This is a genomic window from Citrobacter sp. Igbk 17 (assembly GCF_028069775.1).
In the GTDB taxonomy this organism is placed as follows: domain Bacteria; phylum Pseudomonadota; class Gammaproteobacteria; order Enterobacterales; family Enterobacteriaceae; genus Citrobacter.
Map to the genome: position 1 here is coordinate 153,202 of NZ_JANEWI010000001.1, position 13,611 is coordinate 166,812.

The window sequence follows — 13,611 nt, forward strand, 5'->3', positions numbered from 1 at the left end:
TTCACTCCACGGAGTATAAATATTTTAACCCACTGGCGAAGGCGCAATCGGCGCAGCCAGTTTGGGGGCGACCAGCGCGCAGCCACCGGAGCGTACACGCAGTACGTGAGGATGGCGAGCACTGCCCGACATCAAAATGGCAAGTGAGATAGCCTTCTCACGGTCGCTCAGAAATAGCCTGCGGATTGTACGTGATAAACATGGCATCACCGTAACTAAAAAAGCGATATTCCGCTTTTACCGCTTCATGATAGGCGTGCATGGTGTTTTTGTAGCCAGCAAAGGCAGAAACCAGCATGATCAGCGTCGATTCCGGCAGATGGAAGTTGGTTACCAACGCGTCTATCACTTTGTATTGATAACCTGGATAGATGAAGATCTGCGTATCGCCGAAGAACGGTTCAATAAGGTCGTTTTTGGCTGCCTGCGCTGCGCTTTCCAGTGAACGCACGGAGGTAGTGCCCACGGCAATAACACGGTTACCGCGCGCTTTTGCCGCCAGCACAGCATCAACCACATCCTGCGGTACTTCCGCGTATTCCGAGTGCATGATGTGATCTTCGATAGTGTCTACACGCACCGGCTGGAATGTCCCTGCCCCCACGTGTAGCGTAACGAACGCCATCTCAATGCCTTTATCGCGCAGTTTGGCCAGCAGCGGATCGTCAAAGTGCAGACCCGCGGTCGGCGCGGCGACCGCGCCCGGTTTTTCGCTATACACGGTCTGGTACAGTTCGCGGTCAGCATCTTCATCCGGGCGATCGATATACGGCGGCAGCGGCATATGGCCGATGGCGTTGAGGATATCCAGCACGCTGCGTTCGTCGTTAAACTCAACTTCAAACAGCGCGTCATGGCGGGCGACCATCGTCGCGTTAATACTTTCGTCGTCACCCAGTAGCAGTTCAGCGCCCGGTTTTGGCGCTTTCGAGGCGCGAATATGCGCCAGAATACGTTTGTCATCCAGCATACGCTCGACCAGCACTTCAATCTTGCCGCCGCTGGTTTTACGACCAAACAGACGAGCCGGGATCACGCGGGTGTTGTTAAAGACCAGCAGATCTCCAGGGTTGAGCTTATCGAGCAAATCGGTGAAAGTACCGTGCGTCAGCGCGCCCGTCGGCCCATCCAGTGACAGCAAGCGGCAACTGCTGCGCTCAGCTTGCGGATAGTGGGCAATCAGGGATTCGGGTAATTCAAAGGTGAAATCGGTAACGCGCATGACACTGACTCAGACTAAAATAAGAGGCGGGTAGTCTAGTGCCGGGGCGTTCTCCCTGCAACCTTTACCCCTCTGGATAAACGTTTAACTATGAATTTTCTTGCACATTTGCATCTCGCTCACCTTGCCGACAGCTCGCTTTCCGGCAATCTGCTGGCCGATTTTGTCCGGGGTAATCCGGAAACGCTCTACTCGCCTGACGTGGTGGAAGGCATTTTCATGCACCGCCGAATCGACGTAATGACCGATAACCTGCCGCAGGTGCGTGAAGCCAGAGAGTGGTTTCGTAGCGAAACGCGTCGCGTCGCACCGATTACGCTGGACGTCATGTGGGATCACTTCCTGTCTCGGCACTGGTCAGAAATCTCTCCCGATTTCCCGCTGACGGATTTTGTTCGCTACGCGCACACTCAGGTTGCCACTATTCTGCCAGAATCACCGCCGCGCTTTATTAATCTGAACAATTATATGTGGTCAGAGAAATGGCTTGAGCGCTATCGCGACATGGATTTTATCCAGAACGTACTCAACGGGATGGCCAGTCGCCGTCCACGTCTCGATGCTCTGCGTGATTCATGGTACGACCTGGACACCCATTACAATGCCTTAGAAGAGCGCTTCTGGCAGTTTTACCCGCAGATGATGGAACAGGCACGCCGTAAAACGCTTTGATTGCAGCATGCGTTGTAGGGCCGGATAAGGCGAGGCCACTATCTGGCGAACATTGATAGTCAAAACCTGTCTCATTGATTGCCAGCGCCTCTTTGTCTTATTGCCAAACACTCTCTATACTGGCCCGCGTTGCGTTCCAAAAACCCCTTAACTTTGCAGGAGAATTTATATGGTACTGGTAACTCGTCAGGCTCCGGATTTCACAGCAGCTGCGGTACTGGGTAGCGGTGAGATTGTTGAAAACTTCAACTTCAAACAGCATACCAACGGTAAAACCACCGTTCTGTTCTTCTGGCCAATGGACTTCACCTTCGTTTGCCCGTCTGAACTGATCGCATTCGACAAGCGTTACGAAGAATTCCAGAAACGTGGCGTTGAAGTGGTTGGCGTTTCTTTTGACTCTGAATTTGTCCACAACGCATGGCGTAACACCCCTGTCGACAAAGGCGGCATCGGTGCAGTGAAATACGCAATGGTTGCTGACATCAAACGCGAAATCCAGAAAGCCTACGGCATCGAGCACCCGGAAGCGGGCGTTGCTCTGCGTGGTTCTTTCCTGATCGACGCTAACGGCGTTGTTCGCCATCAGGTTGTTAACGACCTGCCGCTGGGCCGTAACATCGACGAAATGCTGCGCATGGTTGACGCGCTGCAGTTCCACGAAGAGCACGGTGACGTTTGCCCGGCGCAGTGGGAAAAAGGTAAAGAAGGTATGAACGCGTCTCCGGACGGCGTAGCAAAATACCTGACCGAAAACGTTTCCAGCCTGTAATTGGCACGAATCGAAAAAAGGCCGCAAAAGCGGCCTTTTTTATTGGCACTGACCCGTCCGTTAAAACGCGAAGCAGGAGCAGCCGAGCGCACCCCAGAAGGCCCGGTCATCTGATACCGGTATCCCTGATTTACGCGCAATATCATGCTGGTGGCCATGTACACCACAACTTCCGCAGCACTGATGCATCTGCACCATCGCCCCAACCTTCGCGGCAGCTGGCGGTGCTGAGCGATAATGTCCCGGTACTTTCACAACGGGCGACCAGTCAGGGACAACCGGAATCGCTGGGGGGGCCAGCGGGGAGAAATGTCCGACCGCATAAACTACTTTGCCATCGACAATGGTCATCACTGACTCAATGCCTTTGATCTCTTCTTCCGGCACGCTGAAATAGTCTTTTGACAGCACCACCAGATCTGCCAGTTGATCCTTTTCAATACGCCCTTTCTTCCCCTGCTCGCTGGAGAACCAGGCGCTGCCGGCTGTCCACAGTTCCAGGGCAACATCTCGCGCCAGGCGGTTGTTATCATCGTACATCGCCATACCGCCAACGGTGCGTCCTGATACCAGCCAGTACAACGCTGTCCACGGGTTGTAACTTGCCACGCGCGTAGCATCGGTACCCAGACCAACCGGTACATCAGCCGCCAGCATTTTCGCCACCGGCGGCGTATGTTTCACCGCCTCTTTGCCATAGCGATCGATAAAATACTCGCCCTGGAACGCCATACGGTGCTGAACGGCAATGCCACCGCCCAGCGCTTTTACCCGCTCGATGTTGCGTTCAGTAATCGTTTCGGCGTGATCGAAGAACCAGTGCAGGCCATTGAACGGGATGTCACGGTTCACCTTCTCAAACACGTCGAGCATACGGCTGATGGACTCATCATAGGTCGCATGCAGGCGGAACGGCCAACGATGTTCCACCAGGTGGCGCACCACGCGCTCCAGTTCCTCTTCCATCCCTTCCGGTAAATCCGGACGTGGCTGCAGAAAATCTTCGAAGTCAGCCGCCGAGAAGACCAACATTTCCCCTGCCCCGTTAGCACGATAGAAGTCGGTTCCCTGCCCGGGTTTGAGCATATCCGTCCAGCGCTCAAAATCTTCCACTTCCTGCTTCGGACGCTGGGTAAACAGGTTGTAGGCAATACGCACTGTCATCTGCTGGTTAGCGTGCAGTTGCTCGATGATCTCGTAATCTTCAGGGTAGTTCTGGAAGCCGCCGCCGGCATCGATGGCGCTGGTCAGCCCCAGTCGGTTCAGCTCACGCATAAACTGGCGGGTCGAGTTAACCTGCATCTCCAACGGCAGTTTTGGCCCTTTCGCCAGCGTCGAATAGAGGATCATGGCATTCGGTTTGGCTATCAACATTCCGGTTGGATTACCATTGCCGTCACGCACAATCTCTCCCCCCGCCGGGTCCGGTGTGGCTTTGGTGTAGCCAACGGCTTTCAGCGCCGCGCGATTCAACAACGCCCGGTCGTAGAGGTGCAAAACAAATACCGGTGTATCCGGTGCAGCATCGTTCAGTTCTTCCAACGTCGGCATACGGCGTTCGGCAAACTGAAACTCGCTCCAGCCGCCAACCACCCGCACCCATTGCGGAGACGGCGTCCGATCGGCTTGCTCTTTGAGCATGCGCAGCGCATCTGCAAGCGATGGGACCCCTTCCCAGCGTAGTTCCAGGTTGTAGTTCAACCCACCGCGAATGAGGTGCAGGTGTGAATCATTTAAACCCGGGATCACAGTGTGTCCCTGCAGATCGACAATCTGCGTACCGTCGGTTGCAAAGCTCATTACCCGATCGTGACTACCCGTCGCGAGGATCTTCCCGTTGGCGATCGCCACCGCCTCTACCTGCGGGCTTTGCTTTTCGAGAGTATGAATTTTTCCGTGAGTCAGAATCAGTGTGGCAGTTTGAGACATAACAATCTCCTGAGAAACCGGTCAGGCTTTTTTCAGCCATCCGGCAAACAGACGGGTTACGATGGGCATCCACAACCAGACCACCAGCGCAACCACACAGGCATCATTAATCAGATGCAGGAGTAACGAGCCTTTCATTGAAGGCAGCAGAATACCGGTCAGCCACGGCACCAGGTTGGTACTGGGGAAAATCACCAGCAGCGTTATCAAAAACTGCTTCCAGCGTTTGGGCTGGCGTACATGGGGGGCTGGCGGAGTAAACCAGAAGGCCGCTTCGGTGCGCACTTCTGTTTTATCGCCTTCGGCCAGCAGCGGCGCAATTTCCTCGACCAGCTCCCGGCGTGTATCAGATTGAGTCCAGTTATACAGATGCTCAAGGGTGTCGAAACGGATAATGATGTTCCACAGGTTTTGTCCATCTGTGGGTCGAATGACATTCGCCCCAAGATGCCCGGGAAACTCGGCGGCCAGCGGCATGATTTTCCCCAGCCACTGCTCATAACGCTGCGCCTGGTCAGGCCGCAGGGTGTGAGTAATTACCAACGTCACATGTTTGTTCTGCGCCATGAAAGGTTCCTTGCTAAAGGGAAATTGACCTGCTTAAGCCATGAAAGCAATACACAATCATTCGTGAAACATCGAGGTGGCAAGATTGTGTAGCCCCGGTCACTTGCAGAAGTCAGTGACCAGGGTACGTAAGCTAAGCCAACAAAGAGGCAACATGAAAAATGGCGTGTATTCAGGCTTTACGTTCCGGCGCGCCATGCACCATGGTATATGCGTAATCCACACCCATACCGTAAGCACCGCTGTGTTCACGCACCAAATCCATGACGGCGTCGTAGGTTTCTTTACGTGACCAGTCACGCTGATACTCCAACAACACTTGCTGCCAGGTGACCGGAACGGCCCCTGCCTGCACCATGCGATCAATCGAACGTTCATGAGCATCCACAGACGTACCACCGGAGGTATCAGTCACGACATACACTTCATAGCCCGCTTCCAGCGCCATTAACGCCGGGAAAGTCAGGCAGACTTCGGTCCACAACGCGGAAATAATCAGTTTTTTACGCCCTGTCGCTGCTACCGCCTTAACAAAGGCTGCATCTTCCCAGGAGTTCATAGACGTACGTTCAATCGGTTTCACATCAGGATGAACGGCTAACAATTCCGGCCAGATATATCCGCTAAAACTTTTCGTTTCCACTGAAGTATAAATTACTGGAACATTGAATATTTTCCCGGCTTTGGCTAATGCAACGGTATTATTCTTCAATGTCTGGCGATCAATATTCGCCACACCAAATGACATTTGCGGTTGATGGTCAATAAAAATCAGCGTGGAGTTTTGAGGGTCAATCAGTTCCCGAATAGACATATCATACCTTCTTAATCAATAAGTTAAAAGGCAACGGTCTGTATCTGCCGTCAGCAGCAGGATCCTGAATCAGAAAGCTTGTTGAGTATAGCGGGAAATTTCTAACGAGTTATTAAAGAAAACTTACCATCCCGTGAAATTAATTATTTCACGTTGCGATATATCCCGGTCATCATCAAAAAAATACACATGACTCATCTAATTTATTCACTGGCATTGTTTTTCGTCGTTCGGTACAACAGAGGGGTTTAATTATCAGGATATTTTCTGCTTATGCGCCTCAATCTGGATGTTCTGCTGATCCTCGATGCACTCGACAAGCACGGTTCTTTTGCCGCAGCGGCCGAATCGCTATTTAAAACACCTGCAGCACTCAGCTATATGATTCAGAAGCTGGAAAGCGATCTGAACATCGAGTTGCTTGACCGTTCCGGACACCGGGCAAAATTCACCGACACCGGACGGATGATGCTGGAAAAGGGGCGTCTGCTGCTGAGTGCGGCAAAAGATCTCGAAAAGCAAGCAATACAGCTAAGTTCCGGCTGGGAAAAGGAGCTGGCAATCGCGCTCGATGACTCCTTCCCCTTTGCCACATTACTACCCATTATTGATGAATTTCATGCACTTAATAAACAAACTCGTCTCAACTTCACCCACCATACGCTGGCGGGTTCATGGGAAGAACTGACCCATAACGGGGCGGATATTATCCTCGGCGCAATTAATGAACCGCCCACATCCGCAGCCTGGTCCTACAAAATGCTCGGCACGCTGGACAATGTCTTTGTCGTCGCCCCAGGACACCCGCTGGCGAGCGTGCCTGATGACCTGACGAACGAGCAATTGTGCCTGCACCGGGCGATTGTTATCAGCGACAGCGCTCGCTTTTGCCACCCGTTACAGACTAACCTGATGGATGAACAGGCGCAGATTCGCGTCGATGATTTCCACAGTAAGGTGATGCTGCTGCGGGCGGGAATGGGCTGCGGATTTCTCCCCCGCCACATTGCCAGCCCATGGATTGCCAGCGGTGAACTGGTGGAAAAGACGGTTATCTCATTTCGTCAAAAAGACGTCGCCTATATGGCATGGCGCAATAGTAGCGAAGGACTGGCGCAGCGCTGGTGGCGAGACGCGCTGCTGGCCTGTGAGGAAATTGCGCGCTTGTATCAATGACTCATCCAGACTGAAGCCGATATTGCGGGCAGCGTCAGGATATCATCGACGAGTTGGCCCTTGCCCTCCTGGTGTTGCCATTGACTGACATTGAGCAACGGTGAGGCTGGCAGCACGACTTCACAAGCGTGACCGCGATTGATCGCCACCAACACGCGCTGGCGGTTTAGTACGCGTACAAATACCACCACGTTATCCTCGGCGTAAATCACCTGACAACCACCATGGCGTAACGTCTGGCTCTGGTGGCGTAATTTTGCCAGTCGCTGGTACAACGCCAGCAGGTTAGCGTCCTGATGTTCAGGCTGCCACGGGAACGTCTTGCGGCAAAATGGATCGTTATTCCCGTCCAGCCCCACTTCGTCACCGTAGTAAATACAGGGCACGCCAGGCCAGGTAAACAGCCACACCACCGCCAGCGGTAACCGTGCAACGTCTTTACCCAGCAGCGATTTAAAGCGGGCGGTATCGTGGCTGTCGAGTTGATTAAACATCCGCAACTGCTGCTGATGCGACAACCCCGCACGGTAGTTATCCATCCACGCCATACAGGTCTGAGCGTCAATAGATTGTGGGTCGTATGAAATATCGGTATTGGCGAGGAATCCCCAGAGGGGGAAAGTAAAGCCGCGATAGTTCATGGCGGCATCTTCCGCATCGGCCTGCAACCACTGGCGTGCATCGCCAAAATGTTCACCCACCACATACGCCTCTGGCTGGGTTTCCTTCGCCGCCAGCGTAATTCCGGCGACATGCTGTAAGTTGTTACGTGCGCCACCCGCTTCGCCCAGCATATGCACGACATCCAGTCGCCAGCCGTCCATACTCCACGGTGCTTTTAGCCAGTGGCGAACAATACTGTCTTCGCCACGATAAATTTCATTCACCAGGCTGTCAGAGGAAAAGTCCAGTTTGGGTAGGCTTGAGTACCCCAACCAGTCCAGCGCAACCCCATCATCAGAGAAATGGTACCAGTCACGCCAGGGGGAATCCGGATTATGACACGCTCCACCCGTCCCGCGATTATGCCGGTCAAACCAGGCGTGCGAGTCGCCGCTATGGTTAAAGACACCGTCCAGAATCAGCCGCATCCCCTGCCGTTGCGTGTTCTGCCGCAAGCGCAACAACGCCCGATCGCCGCCAAACTGCGGATCGACATGGCGATAATCTTCAGTATCGTATTTATGTACGCTCGGCGCGGTAAATACCGGATTCAGGTACAGCGCCGTGACCCCTAACGTCTTCAGATACGGCAGCTTTTCGCTGATGCCGTCCAAATCTCCGCCATAAAACGTCGAACCACCGGCCTGAGCCGTAAGCGGCTCGTCCCACTCGCGCCGCACGATGTCGTGTCCAGCAGCGTGGTGATAATAGACGTTATCCTGGCCCGCTTCACGCGACTGGCTGCGGGCAAAGCGATCCGGGAAAATCTGATAAAAAATCTGATCGGCTACCCACTGTGGACCATTATCCGGTACATCGACGGCAAACTGCTCCAGACGCGCAGGCGGAAAGCGGTTGAATCCCTGCGGGGTGAACCACAACTGGCGATCGAGCCACAGTAATTTAAAGCTATAGCGTCGGCGGGGCTGCCCGCGGGTAAGATCGATCGCCGCACGCCACGCGGTGACACCTGGGTGCGGTTGGCTACGCTGCTTGTGCATAGCTAGCGAAATCTCTTCGTTATCGTTTTCTGCGCGTAGCGTCACCCGCTGAGGAGGATTTTCCCCTGCCAGCCATAACGTAATCGTCAGTTGATCTTTGTTTTGCTTCACAAATGGGGCAACCGGAAGGTGCCAGGCGTTCAACATCACGTATCCCCTTTGATGATAATGACGACACCTTGCCATAGCGAAGTGCAGGATCACTCATCATCTTAACGTTTATTGGGGGAGGAGTACGGGGGAGGAGATGTTGCCGGGCGTCGACACTGTCTTACCCGGCAAACAAATTACTGTACTTCAGCCAGTTGGCGCTCGCGGCGGCGCTTGAATCCCCAGCCGACCAGCAGCAGGACAATCCACGCAAAGCCGACGTACAGCGAAATGCGGGTATCCGGATGATAGCCGATAAGCGCAATAATAAAGACCAGGAATATCAGGCCAACAACGGTCGTCGTTACCCCACCCGGTACTTTAAACTTCAGCGCGTTGACCTCTTCCGGCGGCAGACGACGACGGAAAGCAATCTGCGACAGCAGGATCATTATCCACACCCAAACCGTGGCGAACGTTGCCAAAGAGGCGATCACCAGGAAGACGTTTTCCGGCATGATGTAGTTAAGATACACCGCAAACAGCAGCGCGATAGTCATCACCATCACCGTGACCCACGGCACGCCACGACGCGACGTCTTGGCGAACATTTTCGGGGCACTGCCCTGCTCCGCCATACCGTGCAGCATACGGCCTACACCGAATACATCAGAGTTAATGGCTGACAGCGACGCAGTCAGAACCACAAAGTTGAGAATGCCCGCTGCAAAGGTAATGCCCATGTGCTGGAATGTCATAACGAACGGGCTGCCGTCGGTACCCACCTGGTTCCACGGGTAGATAGACATGATGACGAACAGCGTCCCCACATAGAACACCAGAATGCGCATGGGGACAGAATTGATGGCACGCGGAATAGATTTTTCCGGGTCTTTTGCTTCACCCGCGGTAATCCCGATAATCTCAATCCCGCCGTAGGCGAACATCACCATTTGTAGCGACATCACCATGCCGAGCCAGCCGTTACTGAAGAAGCCGCCGTTGCTCCACAGGTTATGGATACCGGTAGGCTGTCCGCCGTTGCCAATCCCCCAAATGATAATGCCGAAACCAGCAACAATCATGATGATGATGGTGGCGACTTTGAAGAACGAGAACCAGAATTCCAGCTCACCAAACACCTTCACGCTCATCAGGTTAATGGCGCAGATAATCAGCACCACGCTGAGTACCCAAATCCAGTGCGGTACGGCCGGGAACCAGACGCCCATGTAAATACCAAAGGCTGTCACGTCGGCAATGGCGACAATCAGGATTTCAAAACAGTAGGTCCAGCCGGTAATGTAGCCAGCCAACGGTCCGAGGTTTTCCTGCGCATAGCGCGAGAAAGAGCTGGCTGCGGGGTTATGGACTGACATTTCGCCCAGTGCACGCATAATAATGTACGCCGCGACGCCACCGATAATATAGGCCAACAACACGCTCGGCCCCGCCATTTTGATAGCATCGGCTGAACCGTAGAACAGCCCGGTACCAATTGCTGAACCTAATGCCATAAAGCGAATGTGCCGGGTGCTCAGCCCACGCTTTAGCTTGTTATTACTTTCCATCGATTCCTAACCTGTTAACACAATAAAAAAACCACGGGGCCATATTAATAGCCCCGTGGTTAAAACTTATTGTCAGTGATATTAGTGTGCGCTGGAGGTCACTTGTCGACCCGCTGCGCGATCCCAGATAACGGCCAGGACCACCATCACGACTGTTGGCATCAACCACGCCAGCCCTTGTTCTGCCAGCGGTAAACGCTGGGTCCAGGCTGGTAAGACATCGCCAATTGCAGAAGCTTTAATGCCATCAAGGATACCAAAAATCAGGCTGATAAACATCGCAGGTGCAATGACGCGGGAAGAATTATGCCACCATGAGCGGGTAAAGCTTAATACAACCAGTGCGATACATGGCGGATAGATAGCCGTCAGCACCGGAATAGAGATCTGAATCAGATGGCTCAGGCCCAGGTTAGAGACCACCATCGAGAAGCCGCCAAGGATAAACACCAGCGTACGATAAGACAGTGGAACATACTGTGCGAAGAACTCAGCGCACGCACAGGTCAGGCCAACCGCAGTTACCAGACAAGCGATGAAAATCAACGCCGCCAGCAGGAAACTGCCTGCACCACCGAAGGTGTGCTGAACATACGCATGCAGAATTGCCGCGCCGTTAGCAGATTGATCGACCAGCGTCGCACTGTCTGAACCCAGGCGGAACAACGCGAGGTACAGCAGCGTTAAACCCACGCCCGCCATCAGACCCGCCCAGACGGTGTAACGGGTCAACAGACGCGCTTCGGTAACGCCACGCGAACGAGCTGCGTTCACAATAACAATACCAAATACCATCGCACCCAGCGTATCCATCGTCAGATAGCCGTTCACAAAACCATTCGAGAAAGCTGCGTTTTGATAGGCTTCCATCGCATTGCTGATAGGGCCCGCTGGCCAGACAATCGCCGCCACGGAAAGCACAACCAGTGCCAGAATTTTCAACGGAGCAAGGAAGTTGCCCACGGTATCCAGCAGTTTGCCGGGATACAGTGACACCAGAATCACAATCGCGAAGTACACCACGCTGTAGATAAACAGCGGCAGCGCGGAATCACCGGTCAGCGGCGCAATCCCAACTTCGAACGAAACCGTTGCAGTACGCGGCGTGGCGAATAATGGCCCCACGGCCAGATAGCAGACGGTAGCCAGCAGCAGACCGGCAACTTTACCAATAGGCGTGCTCAGGCTGTCCACGCCGCCGCCCACTTTCGCCAGTGCGACCACGGTAAGTACCGGAAGGCCTACGGCGGTAATCAGGAAGCCAAAGGCTGCGGTCCAGACGTGTTCGCCTGCCTGCAAACCAACCATTGGGGGGAAAATAATGTTACCTGCACCAACGAACAGTGCAAATGTCATAAATCCCAGAGCGATAATATCGCGCGATTTTAACTGATGGGTCATAAAGTCTTACTGCCTGTGGATGTGGTGTTGAAAACGTTTAATTTTCTGCCTTTCCCTGCGGGATGATACAGCGGCATTTTTAAGCAATTCCAGCGGGAAATTCTCCCTGCCTGGCGCGGCGAAGAATAGTTTTTCGATTTACCGCGTAAATGCAGTCGGTATGACAGCATTTGATGCGCAATTTAAACGCTTATAACGTTTTAAAGCAAGGTGGGATCTAAAAACCAGAACAATATAGCGATATGAAAAATTGAGCTAGCACAAAACACCATTCCCGGGAAAAAGACATGGGTAATCATGCGAACAAAAAACAATCAAACGTCGTAAAATTCAGGATCTATTTATTGACTGCAACAAAAAAAGCCAGCTTGCGCTGGCTTTTGGAAAGATAAGCTTACGAATACGTTTCAACCGTTATTTTTGGCAATTAAACGTTCCGCGAGCACAAAACTAAATCGTGTCCCTTTGCCTGGGGTGCTGTCGATATTCAAACGGCTGTCGTGATGATGCAGGGCATGCTTCACAATCGCCAGTCCTAATCCGCTCCCCCCCGTTTGTCGGGATCGTGCTTTATCTACACGATAAAAACGCTCAGTCAGACGTGGAATATGCTCAGCAGCAATCCCCGGACCGTTATCTTCCACGCTAAACTCCGCTCCCGACGCCACATGCTGCCAGCGTACGGTAATATGCGTTCCCGCAGGCGTGTGATTCACTGCGTTATACACGAGGTTTGAGATTGCGCTACGCAGTTGTTCTTCGTTGCCCCGCACATTCAGTTGGCTATCAACGTCAAAAGTAAACGTGTGTTTATGCTGGCTCAGCGTCTGTGCTTCGTGTTCAACCACGCGCAGCATCATCGGCACATCCACCTTTTCATTGAGCATCATCGCCGGTGCGGCTTCAATTTTCGACAGTGTCAGCAACTGCTTCACCAGCCCTTCCATACGGTAGGTTTGCTCACGCATGGTATGCAGCGCTTTTTCTCGCGTCGTCCCTTCCAGCGGATGCTCCTGCATCATCTCCAGATAACCTTGCAACACCGTCAGCGGCGTGCGCAGCTCATGGCTGGCGTTGGCGAAAAAGTTACGTCGGGAACCTTCCAACTGGTGCATCTGCGTAACATCACGCGCCACCATCAGCAATTGCTTATCGGTGTAGGGCATTACACGAATTTCCAGATGCCGTCCGGTGTTGAGTACCAGATTAATTGGCCGACTAAAGTCGCGTGTTTTCAGATACAGCGTAAATTCCGGATAGCGCAGCAGGTTAAGAATGTTTTGCCCGCTATCATCCGGCCAGCGTAACCCTAAAACCTGCTGTGCCAGTCCGTTACACCAGAAAATCCCGCCTTCTTCAGTGGTCAGTACCACTGCGTCGGGCAGAGATTCGGCACCGCTGCGAAAGCGTTTAATGAGGTTGCCCAATTCGCGACGGCGCTTTTTGTTACGCAACTGCATTTGATGCAGGCCGTAGAGCAGTGGCTCCCAACTGCCACGACCCGGTGGAGGCGTCATACTCCTGTCGACCCACAGCCACCAGGACAAACGCAATAAATTCCAGAAATGCCAAATAAGCAGGCCCGTTACCGACGCCAGTAAAAACCAGGGTAGATAACCAAAAAAAGCGCTAAGGATAAAAGCCGGTATGCAGCAGAGGATCAGCTCCAGTACCAGCCTTTTCCATGACAATCGTTCAAGCAAACGTCTTACTCCATTTACAGCCTAATCCCT

At 53.2% G+C, this 13,611-nt stretch carries 11 protein-coding genes; 3 read left to right on the forward strand and 8 right to left on the reverse strand.

Annotated features, from left to right (window positions below; translation table 11 throughout):
* Positions 1–157: 157 nt before the first annotated feature.
* Complete coding sequence (gene queA, locus NNO08_RS00715) at positions 158–1,222, reverse strand: tRNA preQ1(34) S-adenosylmethionine ribosyltransferase-isomerase QueA (protein ID WP_271455962.1); 1,065 nt, start codon at positions 1,220–1,222, stop codon at positions 158–160.
* A 90-nt stretch (positions 1,223–1,312) separates the two neighbouring features.
* Here queA and acpH point away from each other — a divergent pair, with 90 nt between their 5' ends.
* Together acpH and NNO08_RS00725 are read left to right on the forward strand one after the other, a co-directional pair.
* Positions 1,313–1,894, forward strand: a complete 582-nt coding sequence (acpH, locus tag NNO08_RS00720) for an ACP phosphodiesterase (RefSeq protein ID WP_271441097.1) — start codon at positions 1,313–1,315, stop codon at positions 1,892–1,894.
* A gap of 169 nt (positions 1,895–2,063) precedes the next feature.
* Complete coding sequence (locus tag NNO08_RS00725; protein ID WP_003021524.1) at positions 2,064–2,666, forward strand: peroxiredoxin; 603 nt, start codon at positions 2,064–2,066, stop codon at positions 2,664–2,666.
* A 60-nt stretch (positions 2,667–2,726) separates the two neighbouring features.
* Here NNO08_RS00725 and NNO08_RS00730 read toward each other — a convergent pair whose 3' ends face one another.
* The 3 genes from NNO08_RS00730 to NNO08_RS00740 form a co-directional block, all read right to left on the reverse strand.
* Positions 2,727–4,595 (reverse strand): amidohydrolase, encoded by a 1,869-nt coding sequence (locus NNO08_RS00730; RefSeq protein ID WP_271455963.1) that lies wholly within the window; start codon positions 4,593–4,595, stop codon positions 2,727–2,729.
* 21 nt (positions 4,596–4,616) lie between these two features.
* Positions 4,617–5,162 carry an antibiotic biosynthesis monooxygenase gene (locus NNO08_RS00735; RefSeq protein ID WP_005125120.1) on the reverse strand — a complete coding sequence of 182 codons (546 nt, stop codon included), beginning with the start codon at positions 5,160–5,162 and terminating at the stop codon, positions 4,617–4,619.
* Between the two features lie 172 nt (positions 5,163–5,334).
* The gene (locus NNO08_RS00740) at positions 5,335–5,976 is read right to left on the reverse strand and encodes a hydrolase (protein WP_047416914.1); all 642 of its coding nucleotides are present in this window, start codon (positions 5,974–5,976) and stop codon (positions 5,335–5,337) included.
* A gap of 273 nt (positions 5,977–6,249) precedes the next feature.
* Here NNO08_RS00740 and NNO08_RS00745 point away from each other — a divergent pair, with 273 nt between their 5' ends.
* Positions 6,250–7,152, forward strand: a complete 903-nt coding sequence (locus tag NNO08_RS00745; protein WP_271455964.1) for a LysR family transcriptional regulator — start codon at positions 6,250–6,252, stop codon at positions 7,150–7,152.
* On the opposite strand, the gene malZ is transcribed toward NNO08_RS00745, so the two are convergent.
* From malZ to phoR, 4 genes are all read right to left on the reverse strand, one after another.
* Positions 7,146–8,963: a maltodextrin glucosidase gene (gene malZ, locus NNO08_RS00750; RefSeq protein WP_271455965.1), complete on the reverse strand. Its 1,818-nt coding sequence runs from the start codon at positions 8,961–8,963 to the stop codon at positions 7,146–7,148. The genes NNO08_RS00745 and malZ overlap by 7 nt on opposite strands.
* 140 nt (positions 8,964–9,103) lie before the next feature.
* A complete protein-coding gene (gene proY, locus NNO08_RS00755) occupies positions 9,104–10,477 on the reverse strand; it encodes a proline-specific permease ProY (protein ID WP_271455966.1) in 1,374 nt (457 codons plus the stop codon).
* Between the two features lie 81 nt (positions 10,478–10,558).
* Positions 10,559–11,878: a branched-chain amino acid transporter carrier protein BrnQ gene (brnQ, locus tag NNO08_RS00760; RefSeq protein WP_040232748.1), complete on the reverse strand. Its 1,320-nt coding sequence runs from the start codon at positions 11,876–11,878 to the stop codon at positions 10,559–10,561.
* A 407-nt stretch (positions 11,879–12,285) separates the two neighbouring features.
* Positions 12,286–13,581: a phosphate regulon sensor histidine kinase PhoR gene (gene phoR, locus NNO08_RS00765; protein ID WP_137384654.1), complete on the reverse strand. Its 1,296-nt coding sequence runs from the start codon at positions 13,579–13,581 to the stop codon at positions 12,286–12,288.
* Positions 13,582–13,611: the final 30 nt, after the last annotated feature.